The sequence below is a fragment of the Aeromonas sp. SG16 genome (assembly GCF_024436135.1).
GTDB lineage: Bacteria > Pseudomonadota > Gammaproteobacteria > Enterobacterales > Aeromonadaceae > Aeromonas > Aeromonas jandaei.
Genome location: NZ_JANFNW010000013.1, coordinates 1 through 16158, shown reverse-complemented (window position 1 = coordinate 16158; position 16158 = coordinate 1). Strand labels below are relative to the sequence as shown.

The window sequence follows — 16158 nt, the reverse complement described above, 5'->3', positions numbered from 1 at the left end:
ACAGGGTGTTGAACGGGGGATAACATATTTATGAAAAAAGGGCCAAACGGCCCTTTTTAATCGATGGGTTGTGCGGTTATCAATGATTGCCGCGCAAACCGGTCTCCATCAGGCGGCAGTTGTGATCCGCCAGACGAGCCATGAACTGTTCGTCCACTTTCAGGCCAAATACCTGTTCGTAAAGATCTTTCATCACGAACGGCTGCCACATCATGCTGAGGAAGGAGATCTTCAGCATCTCGGGATCCAGATTGTCACCCAGCTCGCCGTTGGTTTTCATGGTTTCCAGCAGGGCGTCGAACTGGGGCAGTTGACGCTCCAGCAGGCGGCTCAGCACAAAATCCCGCCCCGGGCTCTTCTCGGTCGACAATGCGCTGGAGATAGCGGAGGTCAGCTCGCTGTTTGGCGCCATCACCTGATAGTAGGTGTTGAGCAGCTCGTTGAGGCTGTGGTTGCTGTGTTCATCTTGCCAGGCATGGTCAAGCGGCTCGGCGACATCACCCAGTACCGCCTTGTAAAGACCCTCTTTACTGCCGAAGTAGTAGTGGATCATCGCCAAGTTGGAGCCAGCCAGCTCCGCGATTTCGCGTGTAGTTACCTTGCTATAGGGAGTATTGAGAAAACGCTCACGGGCGGCAGCAAGCAACTTGTCACGAATGTCAGAACGTCCGACCGGACGACCTGGTCTACGTTTTTCCATTTAACACCTCAGAAAATTCAGCCAATGCTGATAAGTCGATCTGGTTGTGCAGAGATAGAGAGCACAGCAGGAATGACCAGATAATCCGTCATGGGCCGAATATGGGACAAGGAAATTTGCAATCCTTTACAATCCGATTAAATATCCCAGCAGATTTCCCCTGACTGCGCGTGTTGACACAGCATAAAAATCTCGATATTGGTAAAGGCGTTATCGACTGCAAGGACAACAACGTCATGCGTATTGCCACCCCGCTACTACTAATCTCCCTAATCGCGTTAACTCGCGCGGGATCCTTGTAGCCGGGCTAAGGCATAGCCGGAATTTACAAAAACCCGTGCACCCTGCACGGGTTTTTTTATGCCGCCGCAGGATGCACGTCACCGAACTTAGGAAGAGGGAAGTCACATGTCAGATCGGGTCATCATATTCGATACTACCTTGCGTGATGGTGAGCAGGCCCTGGCGGCCAGTTTGACAGTCAAGGAGAAGCTGCAGATTGCCCAGGCGCTGGAGCGGCTCGGTGTCGACGTCATGGAGGTAGGCTTCCCGGTCTCCTCTCCCGGCGATTTTCACTCGGTGCAGACCATCGCCCGCCATATCAAGAGCAGCCGGGTCTGCGCCCTCGCCCGCGCCCTGCCCAAGGATATCGATGCCGCCGGTGAAGCCTTGCGGGTTGCCGACGCCTTTCGCATCCATACCTTCATCTCCACCTCCTCCATCCATGTGGAGAGCAAGCTGAAAAAGAGCTTCGAGGATGTGCTGGAGATGGGCACCAGCGCCATCAAGCATGCGCTGCGCTACACCGACGATGTGGAGTTCTCCTGCGAGGATGCGGGCCGCACGCCGATTGATAACCTCTGCCGCATGGTGGAGGCCGCCATCAAGGCCGGCGCCCGCACCATCAATATCCCGGATACCGTCGGCTACACGGTGCCGACCGAGTTCTCCGGCATCATCCAGACCCTGTTCAACCGGGTGCCAAACATCGACAAGGCCATCATCTCGGTCCACTGCCACGACGATCTGGGGCTCTCGGTGGCCAACTCCATCGGCGCAGTGCAGATGGGCGCTCGCCAGATCGAGTGCACCATCAACGGCATCGGCGAGCGGGCCGGCAACTGCTCGCTGGAAGAGGTGGCGATGATCCTCAAAACCCGCGCCGACCTGCTCGGGGTGCACACCAATATCCGCCACAGCGAAATTCATCGCACCAGCACCCTCGTCAGCCAGCTCTGCAACATGCCGGTGCAGCCCAACAAGGCGATCGTCGGTGCCAACGCCTTCTCCCACAGCTCCGGCATCCATCAGGATGGCGTGCTCAAGGCGAAAAACACCTATGAAATCATCACCCCCGAGAGCATTGGCCTGACCCAGAACAACCTCAACATGACCTCCCGCTCCGGCCGCCACGTCATCAAGCACCGGATGGAGTCCATGGGCTACGCCGAGAGCAGCTACGACCTCGACCATCTCTACGCCAAGTTCCTCACCCTGGCCGACAAGAAAGGTCAGGTGTTCGACTACGACCTGGAGGCGCTCGCCTTCTTCAGCCAGATCCACGAGGAGCCGGAGCACTTCAAGCTGGAATACCTCGGGGTACAGAGCGGCAGCTCGGTAATGGCGACCGCCTCGGTCAAGCTCAAGGTGGGCGGTGAGGTGGTGAGTGAAGCCGCCACCGGCAACGGTCCGGTGGATGCGGTCTACCAGTGCATCAACCGCATCACCGGCTACGAGATCCGCATCGACAAATATGCCCTCAAGAGCAAGGGCGAAGGGGAGGATGCTCTCGGTCAGGTCGATATCGTCGCCGAGTACAAAGGGCGCAAATTCCACGGCATGGGGCTCGCCACCGACATCATCGAATCCTCAGCCCATGCCCTGCTGCATGTGATCAACAGCATCTGGCGCGCCGATCAGGTCGCCGAACAGATGGAACGCAATAACACAATCAAGACGGAGACAGTATGAGCAGTTATCGGATCGCAGTATTGCCGGGTGACGGCATTGGCCCGGAAGTGATGGCCGAGGCCGTCAAGGTGCTGGCAAAAGTACAGGCTAAATTCGGCTTCTCCCTCGACTATCAGCACTTTGATGTGGGCGGCATTGCTATCGACAACCATGGCACTCCGCTGCCGCAGAGCACCATCGCGGGTTGCGAAGCAGCCGATGCCGTGCTGTTCGGTTCGGTGGGCGGCCCGAAATGGGAGCATCTGCCCCCCAACGATCAGCCTGAGCGTGGCGCCCTGCTGCCCCTGCGCGCTCACTTCAAGCTGTTCTGCAACCTGCGTCCAGCCCGTATCTATACCGGTCTGGAACAGTTCTCACCCCTGCGCGCCGATATCTCCGATCGCGGTTTTGACATCGCCTGTGTACGTGAGCTGACCGGCGGCATCTACTTCGGCCAACCCAAGGGGCGCGAGGGAGAAGGAGCGAACGAGAAGGCGTTCGACACCGAGGTGTACCATCGCTTCGAAATCGAGCGCATCGCCAAGATAGCGTTCGAATCGGCTCGCGTGCGCCGTGGCAAGGTCACCTCCATCGACAAGGCCAACGTGCTCGCCTCCTCCATCCTGTGGCGCGAGGTGGTGACCGAAGTCGCCAAATCCTACCCAGACGTGGCGCTGAACCATATGTATATCGACAACGCCACCATGCAGCTCATCAAGGATCCGTCCCAGTTCGACGTGCTGCTCTGCTCCAACTTGTTCGGTGACATCCTCTCCGACGAGTGCGCCATGATCACCGGCTCCATGGGGCTGCTCCCCTCTGCCAGCCTCAACGAATCGGGTTTCGGCCTGTTCGAACCGGCCGGTGGCTCGGCTCCCGACATCGCAGGCAAAGGGATCGCCAACCCCATCGCCCAGATCCTCTCCGCCGCCCTGATGCTGCGCTACAGCCTGGGCCAGGAAACCGCCGCCCAGGCCATCGAGCAGGCCGTGGCCCAGACCCTGGCCGAAGGTTACTTCACCGCCGATCTGCATCAGGCCAGCGCCCGCCATCCGGTGCAGAGCACAGCTACCATGGGCGACCAGATCGCCGCCCGGATCTGAGCTGAAGAACAGATAACAAGGAAGAGAGAAGCAATGGCCAAGACCCTCTATCAGAAAGTATTCGACGCCCACGTGGTCCGGGAAGTGGAAGGGGAAACGCCCCTCATCTACATCGACCGCCATCTGGTGCATGAAGTGACCAGTCCGCAGGCATTTGACGGCCTGCGCGCCATGAATCGCCAGCTGCGCCGCCCGGATCTGACCTGGGCCACCATGGATCACAACGTCTCCACCACCACCAAGGACATCGCGGCCTCCGGCGAGATGGCCCGCATCCAGATGGAGACGCTGGCCGCCAACTGCAAGGAGTTCGGAGTTCGCCTCTACGATCTCAACCACAAATATCAGGGGATCGTCCATGTGATGGGCCCCGAGCTCGGTATCACCCTGCCCGGCACCACCATCGTCTGCGGCGACTCCCACACCGCCACTCACGGCGCCTTCGGTTCGCTGGCCTTCGGTATCGGCACCTCAGAAGTGGAACATGTGATGGCCACCCAGACCCTGAAACAGGGCCGCGCCAAGACCATGCGCATTTCGGTCAACGGCAAACTGGCCGAGGGGATCAGCGCCAAGGATGTGGTGCTGGCCATTATCGGCAAGGTCGGCCATGCCGGTGGTACCGGCTACGTGGTGGAGTTCGCAGGCGAAGCCATCGAAGGGCTCACCATGGAAGGGCGGATGACGGTGTGCAACATGGCCATCGAGCTCGGTGCCAAGGCGGGAATGATCGCCCCCGACCAGACCACCATCGACTACATACGTGGCAAGGAGTTTGCCCCCAAGGGAGAAGCTCTGGAGCAGGCCATCGCCTACTGGCAGAGCCTCAAGAGCGATGAAGGTGCCCGTTTCGATGCCGAGGTAGTGCTGGACGCCGCCGATATCGCTCCGCAGGTCACCTGGGGTACCAACCCGGGTCAGGTAATTGCCGTCAATGAGCCGATTCCGGCGCCGGAATCCTTCAGCGATCTGATGGAGCAGCAGTCCGCCCGCAAGGCGCTCGCCTACATGGACCTGCAGCCGGGCCAGAAACTCTCCGACGTCGCCATCGACAAGGTGTTCATCGGGTCGTGCACCAACAGCCGCATCGAAGACCTGCGTGCCGCAGCCGCCATCGCCCGCGGTCGCAAGGTGGCTGCTGGCGTACAGGCGCTGGTGGTGCCGGGCTCCGAGCAGGTGAAGGCACAGGCCGAAGCCGAGGGGCTGGACAAGATCTTCATCGAAGCGGGCTTTGAGTGGCGACTGCCCGGCTGCTCCATGTGTCTGGCCATGAACAACGACCGGCTGCAACCGGGGGAGCGCTGCGCCTCCACCAGCAACCGCAACTTCGAAGGGCGCCAGGGTCGCGCCGGCCGCACCCACCTGGTGAGCCCGGCCATGGCCGCTGCCGCCGCCGTCACCGGCCGCTTCGCCGACATTCGCGCACTGTAAGAGGAAACAGCGATGACAGGATTCAAACAGCATAAAGGGATCGTCGTCCCCCTCGACAGCGCCAACGTCGACACCGACGCCATCATTCCGAAGCAGTTTCTGCAGAAGGTCAACCGCATCGGTTTTGGCAAGCACCTGTTCCACGACTGGCGCTTTCTGGACGATGCCGGCCAGCAGCCCAACCACGAGTTTGTGCTCAACCAGCCGCAGTTTGCTGGCGCCAGCATCCTGCTGGCCCGCGAGAACTTCGGCTGCGGCTCGAGCCGCGAGCACGCCCCCTGGGCGCTGGCCGACTACGGCTTCAAGACCATCATTGCCCCGAGCTTTGCCGACATTTTCTACGGCAATGCCATCAACAATGGCATGGTACCGGTGCGCCTGAAGGAGGAGGAGGTCGATGCCCTGTTCCAGCTGGTGGCCGCCAAACCGGGCATCGAGATCGAAGTGGATCTGGAGGCCAATCAGGTGCGCGCCGGTGAGCTCAGTTTCGGTTTCGAGATCGACGAGTTCCGCCGTTACTGCCTGCTCAACGGGCTGGATGCCATCGGCCTGACCCTGCAGCACGAGGCCGCCATCAGCGCTTTTGAAGCGAAGCAGCCGAGCTGGATTTAACGCGCCAGTTGCAAAAAAACGAGTAGAATCAACAGGGAGCTTCGGCTCCCTCTTTTATTTCCGCCAATGCACTTCAACCAGCAGGCCAGGGATGCGGCCTCAAGACAGGATAAGGACGATGAAGAGAACGACGGCGATATTTTTACTCTGCACTTTGCTGGCGCTGCCGGTTGCAGCTGCCCAGACCTACTTCACCAACAGCCTCGGCCAGATCAATGTCGGCTGGCAAGATAGCGCTGGCAAACCCCGCCAGCTCACCTATCGGCTGGAGCAGGGCAAACTGCCGCCCCTTATCGCCTATCGTCCGGCACGAATGGAAGAAGAGGTACTGCAAACCCTGCTGCGCGGGGTACGCGAGAACTACCCCGAGGTACAGTTTACCCTCTCCCGCCCCTCCCTCGAGCTGCATCTGAAAAGTCACAATCAGGATAAAGCCAAAGAGGCCATGGCCTGGCTGGAAACGCAACGGGGCAAAGAGGAGCAGGCGTGGCTGAGCAAACACTACTTCCAGTACTTCACGCCACCGGATGGCCAGCTGGCGGTAAAGCAGGACCATGTTCGTATTGCGTTGGAGAGCCGCAGCGCGGTGGCGCCGCTGGCTGAGCAGTTGAAACAGCAGGGGAGCAGCGAGCCGGAAGCGCGCCAGAAAACCGTGGCCGAGATGCTCGCTTTTATCCAGAGCATCCCCTACAAACAGCTGGACAGTCTGAACGGACGGCAGGGCAAGGGGTTTCTCACTCCCCGTCAGGTACTGGAACAGAACCGCGGCGATTGCGACAGCAAGGTGACCCTGATGGCCGCCATGCTGGCCCAGCTCTTTCCCGAATTGAAGCAGGCCATGGTCTTTATCCCGGGCCACGCGATGCTGGCGGTCGACCTGCCAGCCAAACCGGGTGATGCCACCATCAGCTGGCAGGGACAATCCTATCTACTGCTCGAACCTACCGGTCCTGCCGCATTACCGGCTGGCCAAATAGCATCGACCAGCAAAACGCTGGTCGATGGCAAGCAGTTGAGTGTGCAACCGGTTCAGCCCAAAGGCTGAAACTCCACCGCCAGCAGCAATCCTGTCTCCTCCTCCAGCACCCGAATGATCCGGGCATGGGCTTCGAAAGGGGGAAGCAGGTTGTTGTTGGTTGCGAGGCTGATCCGGATCGGCTGGGTTGTATCAAGCTGGTGTTCCGCCACCGAGATCCCCATGCCGTTGGCACTGAGATCCCGACAGATGCCCTCCAGTACCTGATGCTGCTGATAAACGGTAACCGGAGCATTGATGACCATACGTGCAAAGGCACGTCTTTCCTTGGTACTGGTAAGCACGCGAAGATCCTCTGTTGAGTGGGAATCATCTCATGGGCAGCGCACAATTGTGCTGGTCTACCCAAAAGAACGTTAATACAATGCGGTGCGTTTCTCAAACGGGGTGCGGTTTACCGCTGAGATTATACCCGTGAACCTGATCCAGATAATGCTGGCGGAGGAATTTGAGGCACGGCGCTCATTTTTTGCGCCCTCATCCGCTGGCACCTCATAATGGAGTGCCCTTGATGAAAACCCTGCTGCTGGTCGCCACCAGCCTGCTCTCGGCTCAGGCTTTCGCCGCCGACACCCTCACCGTCTACACCTACAGCTCCTTCACTGCCGACTGGGGCCCCGGACCCAAGATCAAGCAAGCCTTCGAGAAGGAGTGCGGCTGTACCCTCAATCTGGTTCCCCTCGAAGATGGCGTCGCCATCCTCAACCGGCTGCGACTGGAGGGCAACCACAGCAAGGCCGACCTGGTGCTGGGGCTGGATGATGCACTCATCAGTGAAGCCAAGCAGAGCGGCCTGTTCGCCCCCCATCCCGCCAAGCTCGACGGCATCAAGGTGCCGGGTGGCTGGCAGGATGACACCTTTATCCCCTACGACTACGGCTACTTCGCCTTCGTCTACGACAAGAGCAAGCTCAAGACCCCGCCCAAGAGCCTGAAAGAGCTGGTGGAGCGCCCCGATCTCAAGGTTATCTATCAGGACCCCCGTACCTCGACCCCGGGACAGGGGCTGATGCTGTGGATGAAGTCTGTCTACGGTGACAAGGCTCCTGAAGCCTGGGCCACGCTTGCCAAGAAGACAGTCACCGTCACCAAGGGGTGGTCCGAGGCCTATGGCATGTTCCTCGATGGCGAAGCGGACATGGTGCTCTCCTACACAACCTCCCCCGCTTACCACCTGATTGCCGAGAACAAGCCTCAGTATCAGGCAGCGGCGTTTGAAGAGGGGCACTACCGTCAAGTGGAAGTGGCCGCCAAGCTGAAAAGTGCCAAACAGGAGAAGCTGGCTGACCAGTTCCTGCAGTTTATGGTGAGCCCCGCCTTCCAGAACGAGATCCCGACCGGCAACTGGATGTATCCGGTTATCGACACGCCGCTACCCAAGGGCTTCGAGCAGATGATCACCGTAGCCAAGCCGCTCGCCTTCAGTGCCGATGAGGTGGCCGCCAATCGCAAAGGGTGGATCCGCGAATGGCTGCAAGCCGTCGCCCAGTGAGTCAGCTCGCGCTGAAGCGACAGGAGCGCCCCCTCTGGTGGCTGCCGGGCAGTGCAGCCACACTGCTGATCCTGCTGTTGTCCCTCGGGCCACTAGCGGCCCTGCTGTGGCAGGCCGGTTCACTGGCGCCGCGCACTTTGCTGGCAGACCCCTATCTGCGCCATGTGCTGGGCTTCAGCCTCTGGCAGGCGCTGCTCTCCACCCTGCTGAGCCTGGGGCTCGCCATTCCGGTGGCCCGCGCGCTGGCACGGCGCCGCTTCATTGGCCGAACCCTGCTTATAAAGCTATTCGGTCTCTCGCTGGTACTGCCGGTCATCATCGCCATCTTCGGCATCGTGGCGGTTCATGGCAAACAGGGGTGGCTGCCGCAACTGCTGCGCAACTTGGGACTGGATCCCGGCAACTATCTCTACGGCCTGTTCGGCATTCTGCTGGCCCATGTCTTCTTCAACATGCCGCTGGCGGCACGTCTCATCCTGCAGAGCATCGAGAGCATCCCCGAATCGAGCTGGCGCCTCGCCAGCCAGCTCGGCATGCGCTCATCCCATATATTCCGGCTGCTGGAGTGGCCGCTCATTCGCGGCATATTGCCCGGGCTTGCCAGCCTCATCTTTATGCTCTGCTTCACCAGCTTCACTACCGTGCTGGCGCTGGGCGGTGGCCCCAAATCGACCACCCTGGAGGTGGCTGTCTATCAGGCGCTGCGCTTTGACTTCGATCTCGCCACCGCTGGCGGATTGGCGCTGGTGCAGCTCATCCTGACCGCCACCCTGCTGCTCCTGCAGCACAAGCTGCAGACTACGCCAGCCAGTCGGGTGACACCCCGTCGTCCCTGTCTGCGGCCGGATCGCTATCAGCCGGGCACAGCCGTGGTGGATCTCTTCTCACTCTGTATCGGCCTCGTCATCTTTCTGCCACCGCTGCTGGCCATCGTCGTCGCCGGCCTCCACCCCGGTCTGCTGACGGCGCTCACTTCCGCCAAACTGTGGCAGGCGAGCGGTCAGTCGCTGTTGATTGCATTGGCAGCCGGTGCCTTGGCCACCCTGCTCGGTGGCGCACTGCTGCTCACCAGCCGTCATCTGCGAGTACGGGCTCGCAAGCGACGGGCTGCCGCCCTGTGGGAGGCCAGCGGTTCGGTGATCCTGATGCTCCCGGCTGTGGTGCTCTCTACCGGTCTCTTCATCCTGTTTATGCCCTTTGCCGACGTGTTCGCCCTCGGCCCCTGGCTGGTGGTGCTGGTCAACGCCCTGATGGCGCTACCCTATGTGCTGCGCACCCTCTCCGCCCCCATGCAGCTGGTGGTGCGCCAGTATGACCGGCTGGCTGACAGCCTGGGGGTACGTGGCCTGCATCGCCTGCGGCTGGTAGAGTGGCCACTGCTGCGCCGTCCGTTGGCGCTGGCGATGGCGTTGTCGATGATCCTCTCGCTGGGGGATCTCGGCGCCATCGCCATGTTTGGCAGCCAGGAGCTCACCACCCTGCCCTGGCTGCTCTACCAGCAGCTCGGCAGCTACCGGCTGACCGAGGCGGCCGCCACCGCCCTGCTGCTGCTGACTCTCTGTTTCTCCCTGTTCTGGCTGGTTGAACGGGGACTTGGAGGAAAACATGCTGAACATTGATACGCTGGTGACCAGCTATCCCGACTGGCGCGTCAGCTTCAGCGCGAAGCTGCCCAAGGGGGAGATTACCGCACTGATTGGCCCAAGCGGCGCAGGCAAGTCGACCCTGCTCGGGATGATCGCCGGTTTCGTGCAGGTGGAGTCAGGCAGCCTCAGCTTCGAGGGCGAAGATCTGTTGCCGCTGGGCCCGGCCGAGCGACCAGTCACCACCCTGTTTCAGGATCACAACCTGTTCCTGCACCTGTCGGTGTTCGACAATATCGCCATCGGCTTGCACCCGGGTCTGCGCCTGAGTGCCGCCCAGCGGGCACAGGTGATCGATGCAGCCGCGCGGGTTGGCCTCGGTGAGATGCTAAGCCGCCTGCCGGAGCAGCTCTCCGGCGGCCAGCAGCAGCGGGTCGGACTGGCCCGTGCGCTGGTGCGGGGCAAACCGCTGCTGCTGCTGGATGAACCCTTCTCGGCCCTCGATCCTGCCCTGCGTCGGGAGATGTTGGCCGAAGTGGCCCGCCTCGCCTGCGAGCAGGGCATTACCGTACTGATGGTCTCCCACAATCCGGAAGATGCCCAGCTGATTGCCGATCAGGTGCTCTTTGTAGACGAGGGCCGCATCGCCCTGCAGGGAAAGCCGGATATTCTGCAAAACAGCAACCACCCGGGGCTGCTGCGCTATCTGGGTCAATAGCCCTCGGCCCAAGACTGCGCCGGGATCAAAAAGGGAGGCCGATTGGCCTCCCTTTGCATCTGGAAATATTTAGTTTAATCAGAGGTTTTCCTCGGCGAACGAAGCCAGTCGGCTGCGTACCACGCCGTTGAGGAAGATGTTGGCACTGCCGTCGAAATCCTTGAAACGCTCGACTATGTAGGTCAGACCCGAGGTCACCGGGCTCAGGTAGTTGGAGTCGATTTGGGCCAGGTTGCCAGAGCAGACGATCTTGGTGCCCTCCCCGCAACGGGTAATGATGGTCTTGATCTGGGAGGCAGTGAGGTTCTGGCACTCATCCAGCAATACGAAGGTGTTCTGGATGCTGCGCCCGCGCATGAAGTTGACCGATTTGAACTGGATATTGGCCTTCTCCATGATGTAGCTGAGCGAGCCACTCATGTTCTCATCCTGCTTGTGCAGCACCTCCAGAGTGTCGGTTACCGCTGCTAGCCAGGGCATCATTTTCTCCTCCTCGGTACCAGGCAGGAAGCCGATGCTTTCGGCAATTTCCGGGGTATTTCGAGTGACGATGACCTTCTCGTAGATCCCCTTCTCGATCACCAGCTCCAGCGCAGCAGCCATCGCCAACAAGGTTTTGCCGCAACCGGCCGGGCCGGTCAGGATCACCAGATCGATGTGCGGATCCAGCAGTGCATCCAGCGCCATCCCCTGATAGACGTTCTTGGGATGTACACCCCACGCCTTGCGGGACATCAGTCGCTCACGCCCCAGATCCTTGATACGGATCTTCTGGCCATCGTGACTGAGCACCCGGGCTGCAAAGAAATTCTCTTCATCCACCAGATACTGGTTTACGTGAACCCCCTCCAGCAGGTTGGCATCGATCACATGGATGGTGTCGCGGCCGTGGGTCTCGCTCTCGCACTCGCCGACGCGCTCCCAGAAGCTGCCGGGCACCACCTGAAAGCCCTTGGCCAGCAGGCGGATATCGTCGATCAGCTGGTCGCTGCGATAATCCTCGACGTGGGCAAGTCCGGCCCCCTTGGCCTTGAGGCGCATGTTGATGTCTTTGGTGACCAGCACCACCTGACGCTTCAATTCATGCTTTTGCAGATAGAGGGCCGCGTTGATGATGCGGTTGTCGGCCTCCTTGTCGGTGAACACCTCGGCATCCTGCGGCAGATGGTGATCGCTGAAGATGCAGATATGGCCGCTAGCCTCGCCGGCCAGCGGTACTCCTTGCGCAATCTGCTCCGGAGTCGCATCGCGGAACACATCTTCCAGCGCACGGATGGCCACCCGCGCGTCGCGGCTGACATCCTTGTGACGATCCTTGATGTTATCGAGCTCTTCCAGCACCGTCATGGGGATGAGCACATCGTGCTCTTTAAAGGAGTAGATAGCGAGGGGTTCGTGAAGCAGAACGTTGGTATCCAGGATAAACAGCTTTCGGTCCGTATTGTCCATAAGCATCCTCCTTGGCACTGAAGGGCCACGTGTGTGAATCTCGGATGTCATTGAAACCACACGGCCGTGACAGTTTTATTACCTTCAACGCTACGCCCGATTTTACCATCACGCAACAAATGACTTGCAGCACCAGAATCGTTCGAACAGAAAATCAGCAATAAAAAGACCGGCCATCGGGCCGGTCTTTTTATTTATCTAGCGGATTAACCACATTTGGAGTCGCCACAATTGAGGCAAGTCATGCAGCCATCCTTAAGCACCAGCGCCTTGGTATGGCACTTGTAGCAGAGCGCCGCATTGGCCGGGAAACCGCTGCCAGCCTGTTGCTCTTCGGCCTCCTGAGCGGCTTTCAATTCAGCCTGTTTCTCGGCCAGAAACGCCTGCTGATGCTCGTCCAGCCCCGGCGCCTTGAGCATGCCGATCTCGGTGAGATGGCTCTCGATCACGTTGCCAATTTCGGCGATCAGCGATGGAACGTACTTGCCCTTGTTCCAGTATCCGCCCTTGGGATCAAACACCGAGCGCAGCTCCTCCACCAGAAAGGTGACATCCCCACCTTTGCGGAATACGGCGGAGATAATGCGGGTCAGCGCCACGATCCACTGGTAGTGTTCCAGGCTCTTTGAGTTAATGAAAATCTCGAACGGGCGGCGGGTTTCGTGAACAGTACCCTCGTTGAGAATGATGTCGTTGATAGTGATGAACAGCGAGTGCTCGGAGACATGCTCCGGCGTCTTCAGCTTGTAGGTGGTTCCCATCAGTCGCTCCGGACGCAGCACGGTTTCATGCATGTGCACCACGTCATCCTGCGGGGCCAGCTCTTCTTGCGGCTCATCCTTGGTACGCACCTTGTAGGCGACGATTTTCTTGTCGATCTTTTTGACCATAATGTCGTTCTCAGAATTTACCGTAATAGCCTTCTTTCAAGGCATCGTAGAGGTTGGCAGCAGTGTGCAGCTCACCATCGTATTCAATCTCTTCGTTCCCCTTGACGGAGATGACGGAGCCATCCTCCAGGGTGAAATCGTACAGGGTGTTCTCCAGATCCTTCTCCTTCACCAGCACGCCCTGGAAGGCCTCCGGATTGAAGCGGAAGGTGGTGCAGCCCTTGAGGCCGGAGTCCGAGGCATACATGTAGATGTCCTTGAACTGCTCGAAAGGGAAATCAGTCGGCACGTTGGCAGTCTTTGAGATGGAGGAGTCGATCCAGCGCTGGGCCGCCGCCTGAATGTCCACATGCTGCGCCGGGGTGATGTCATCAGCAGTAATGAAGTAGTCCGGCAGCCGGCTCGCCTCATCATCGGCATATGGCATGGCGGACGGATTCACCAGCTCACGATAGGCCAGCAGCTCGAAGGAGTAGACATCCACGCTCTCCTTGCTCTTCTTGCCCGGCTTGATAACGTTGCGGCTGTAGTGGTGAGCAAAGCTCGGCTCGATGCCGTTGCTGGCGTTGTTGGCCAGTGACAGCGAGATGGTGCCGGTGGGCGCAATACTGCTGTGGTGAGTGAAACGCCCACCCACTTCGGCCAGCTCGGCGACCAGCGCAGGATCCACTTCGGCAACCTGCTGCATATAGCGGCTATAGCGCGCATGCAGCACCTTGCCCTTCACCTTGTCACCCACCTTGATGCCATCAGCCGCCATTTCGGGACGCAGGCGCAGCATCTTGCCAGTCACTTCAAACTCCTGCTCCATGATGGGGGCAGAGCCCTTCTCCTTGGCCAGACGCAGGGACTCCTGCCAGCCGGTCATCGCCAGCTCCTGGGATACCTGCTCGGTAAAGGCCACGGATGCCGCAGAGCCGTACTTGATCTGCAGCATAGTTAGGGTCGAACCAAGCCCCAGGAAGCCCATGCCGTGACGGCGCTTGGCTGTGATCTCCTCGCGCTGTTTGGCCAGCGGCAGCTGGTTGATCTCCACCACGTTGTCGAGCATGCGGGTAAAGATGGCCACGACCTTGCGAAACGCCTGCCAATCGAACGCAGCGTTTTCAGTAAAAGGGTCGCGCACAAATTTGGTCAGATTGACCGAGCCAAGCAGGCAGGCACCGTAAGGCGGCAACGGCTGCTCGCCACAGGGGTTGGTCGCGCGGATCTCTTCACAGAACCAGTTGTTGTTCATCTGGTTGACCTTGTCGATCAGGATGAAGCCGGGCTCTGCATAGTCATAGGTGGAGGTCATGATGACATTCCAGAGCTTGCGGGCTGGCAAGGTCTTGTAGACCTTACAAGCGACCTGCCCCAACTCGTTGAATACAACCCCTTCCTTGTTGGGCCAGTCGGCCCAGAGCACCTGAGCGGGATCGTCCAGCGCAATGCCATCCTGCTCCACCTCTTTAGCGGTGTAGGGGAAAATCAGCTGCCAGGGGGCATCCTCTTTCACCGCCTTGACGAAATCTTCGGTGATGAGCAGGGAGAGGTTGAACTGACGCAGGCGACCATCTTCACGCTTGGCCTGAATAAACTCGATCACATCAGGATGACGGATATCCATGGTGCCCATCTGGGCGCCACGACGGCCACCGGCTGACGAGACGGTGAAACACATCTTGTCGTAGATATCCATGAACGAGAGCGGGCCTGAGGTGTAAGCACCTGCACCGGAGACAAAAGCACCGCGTGGGCGCAGGGTCGAAAAATCATAACCGATGCCGCAGCCAGCCTTCAGGGTCAGCCCCGCCTCGTGCACCTTGCCGAGAATATCATCCATCGAATCTTCGATGGTGCCGGAAACGGTACAGTTGATGGTCGAAGTGGCAGGCTTGTGCTCAAAAGCCCCGGCGTTGGAGGTGATCCGGCCCGCCGGAATGGCACCATTGCGCAGTGCCCACAGGAAAGGCTCATACCAGGCCTCCGGTTCCAGCTCCTGCTCCGCCAACGCACGAGCAACGCGCTGGTAGGTCTCGTCGATAGTGCCATCGACAGGATGCCCATCCTTGCTCTTGAGGCGATATTTGCTATCCCAGATCTCGAGGGACGTTTCCTGCATGGGGATAAGGCGGGAGCCAAGCTCACTCTCCAGCACCGGGTTCGATTTAGCCATTTTCAATCAACCTTATGTGAATGCATCAACATCATGACAACAGCAGAAAACACAACTAATGGTGTCATCTAAAATTAATGGCACAACATATAGTACACCTGATGCCATGAGGGCGCCGATTCTAACCTAAAAAAATGCCCCGGCCAGCAGATTTCTGGGCCAGGGCACTTAACTGATTAATTTGCTAAGAGATTTAACACTCAGAGATAGATCAGGGCTTCTTGACGTAAACGGTCGGTGTTTCACCCGCCATATTCAGATAGAACTCGTAGACGCCATCAGCATCCGGTGAGAACTTCATGTCCTCATACTTGGAGCAGGGGTTGACCGGCACAGCCTCACCACCCAACACGGCAACACCATCACTCGGGCTCTTGTAGCCAAAGTTGGTACCGCAGCTCCAGCCTGAATCAGCAAACTTGAACTTGTAGGGGGCCCACTCTTTCTTGAGGGTGCCTTTCGCCATGTAGAGTTTGTCGGCTACCTTGACCACCTTGCTCGCATCGGTCGCCATCCAGTCGTTCATCTCACCGCGCAGATAGATGGACTTGCCACCAAAATCGCTATTGTCAGTAGCCTGCTCTGCTCCACTGTGGGATGCACAACCACCTAATACCAGGGTTCCCGCCGCCAGTATCATCGTTACTGTTCTTTTGAACATGTCTCTATTCCTTAATTTATTGTGATTCCTTGGTCCATCAATGTGGACGAAGGCATTAAAGCAGAGCCGGAATCACAAGAAAGGTAGAATCATCACATTCTGTACTTTTTATGCCCAGCCACCGGAGGGCAAGTCAAAAGGCGAGAGCAAGATCACTCCGGTTTTGGTACAACAAAATTGAATGGAGAAGGATTAAAAAGCGAAGTGATTGAATGGATTAGTGGAAATAGAGGCTTTTCGGGAAGGTGGCGTAATTTTCAGGCAATAAAAAACCCCGCTCGATGAGCGGGGTTCTTAAATTGGGTGCCTGGCAGTGTCCTACTCTCGCATGGCGAATGCCACACTACCATCGGCGCTACCGCGTTTCACTTCTGA

The 16158-nt window shown here is 58.9% G+C and carries 14 protein-coding genes and 1 riboswitch; of the genes, 8 read left to right on the top strand and 6 right to left on the bottom strand.

Annotated elements, in window-relative coordinates; all coding sequences use genetic code 11:
* Positions 1-79: 79 nt before the first annotated feature.
* Positions 80-700, bottom strand: coding sequence for a TetR/AcrR family transcriptional regulator (locus tag NOM67_RS20510; RefSeq protein ID WP_033114941.1), 621 nt, complete (start codon positions 698-700; stop codon positions 80-82).
* A 408-nt stretch (positions 701-1108) separates the two neighbouring features.
* On the opposite strand from NOM67_RS20510, the gene leuA reads away from it, so the two are divergent.
* The 5 genes from leuA to NOM67_RS20485 all read left to right on the top strand — a co-directional run bounded on the left by leuA (position 1109) and on the right by NOM67_RS20485 (position 6841).
* On the top strand, positions 1109-2671 hold the full coding sequence (gene leuA / locus NOM67_RS20505; protein WP_255939829.1) for a 2-isopropylmalate synthase: 1563 nt from the start codon (positions 1109-1111) through the stop codon (positions 2669-2671).
* Positions 2668-3753, top strand: a complete 1086-nt coding sequence (gene leuB, locus NOM67_RS20500) for a 3-isopropylmalate dehydrogenase (RefSeq protein ID WP_255939819.1) — start codon at positions 2668-2670, stop codon at positions 3751-3753. The genes leuA and leuB overlap by 4 nt, the downstream gene beginning before the upstream one ends.
* Positions 3754-3786: 33 nt before the next feature.
* Positions 3787-5184 carry a 3-isopropylmalate dehydratase large subunit gene (leuC, locus tag NOM67_RS20495; protein ID WP_042031828.1) on the top strand — a complete coding sequence of 466 codons (1398 nt, stop codon included), beginning with the start codon at positions 3787-3789 and terminating at the stop codon, positions 5182-5184.
* Between the two features lie 12 nt (positions 5185-5196).
* Positions 5197-5796 carry a 3-isopropylmalate dehydratase small subunit gene (leuD, locus tag NOM67_RS20490; protein ID WP_156852499.1) on the top strand — a complete coding sequence of 200 codons (600 nt, stop codon included), beginning with the start codon at positions 5197-5199 and terminating at the stop codon, positions 5794-5796.
* Positions 5797-5914: 118 nt separating this feature from the next.
* Positions 5915-6841 (top strand): transglutaminase domain-containing protein, encoded by a 927-nt coding sequence (locus tag NOM67_RS20485; protein WP_156852500.1) that lies wholly within the window; start codon positions 5915-5917, stop codon positions 6839-6841.
* Here NOM67_RS20485 and NOM67_RS20480 read toward each other — a convergent pair.
* Positions 6826-7116, bottom strand: a complete 291-nt coding sequence (locus NOM67_RS20480; RefSeq protein WP_041210374.1) for a PilZ domain-containing protein — start codon at positions 7114-7116, stop codon at positions 6826-6828. The genes NOM67_RS20485 and NOM67_RS20480 overlap by 16 nt on opposite strands.
* 89 nt (positions 7117-7205) lie before the next feature.
* Positions 7206-7296: riboswitch (TPP riboswitch) on the top strand.
* Positions 7297-7343: 47 nt separating this feature from the next.
* Here NOM67_RS20480 and thiB point away from each other — a divergent pair.
* Genes thiB through thiQ form a run of 3 tightly spaced genes read left to right on the top strand, consistent with a single transcriptional unit; the run spans position 7344 to position 10625 of the window.
* On the top strand, positions 7344-8324 hold the full coding sequence (thiB, locus tag NOM67_RS20475; RefSeq protein ID WP_156852501.1) for a thiamine ABC transporter substrate binding subunit: 981 nt from the start codon (positions 7344-7346) through the stop codon (positions 8322-8324).
* Positions 8300-9943, top strand: coding sequence for a thiamine/thiamine pyrophosphate ABC transporter permease (gene thiP / locus NOM67_RS20470; RefSeq protein WP_156852502.1), 1644 nt, complete (start codon positions 8300-8302; stop codon positions 9941-9943). The genes thiB and thiP overlap by 25 nt, the downstream gene beginning before the upstream one ends.
* The gene (gene thiQ, locus NOM67_RS20465; protein WP_156852503.1) at positions 9930-10625 is read left to right on the top strand and encodes a thiamine ABC transporter ATP-binding protein; all 696 of its coding nucleotides are present in this window, start codon (positions 9930-9932) and stop codon (positions 10623-10625) included. The genes thiP and thiQ overlap by 14 nt, the downstream gene beginning before the upstream one ends.
* A 78-nt stretch (positions 10626-10703) precedes the next feature.
* Here thiQ and NOM67_RS20460 read toward each other — a convergent pair whose 3' ends face one another.
* The 4 genes from NOM67_RS20460 to NOM67_RS20445 all read right to left on the bottom strand — a co-directional run bounded on the left by NOM67_RS20460 (position 10704) and on the right by NOM67_RS20445 (position 15783).
* Positions 10704-12074 carry a PhoH family protein gene (locus NOM67_RS20460; RefSeq protein ID WP_041210371.1) on the bottom strand — a complete coding sequence of 457 codons (1371 nt, stop codon included), beginning with the start codon at positions 12072-12074 and terminating at the stop codon, positions 10704-10706.
* 206 nt (positions 12075-12280) lie between these two features.
* Entirely contained in the window at positions 12281-12964 is a 684-nt protein-coding gene (locus tag NOM67_RS20455; RefSeq protein WP_041210370.1) for an NrdJb, read from the bottom strand.
* A gap of 10 nt (positions 12965-12974) precedes the next feature.
* Positions 12975-15122 carry an adenosylcobalamin-dependent ribonucleoside-diphosphate reductase gene (locus NOM67_RS20450; protein WP_156852504.1) on the bottom strand — a complete coding sequence of 716 codons (2148 nt, stop codon included), beginning with the start codon at positions 15120-15122 and terminating at the stop codon, positions 12975-12977.
* 211 nt (positions 15123-15333) lie between these two features.
* On the bottom strand, positions 15334-15783 hold the full coding sequence (locus tag NOM67_RS20445; RefSeq protein WP_156852505.1) for a pullulanase: 450 nt from the start codon (positions 15781-15783) through the stop codon (positions 15334-15336).
* Between the last annotated feature and the right edge of the window lie 375 nt (positions 15784-16158).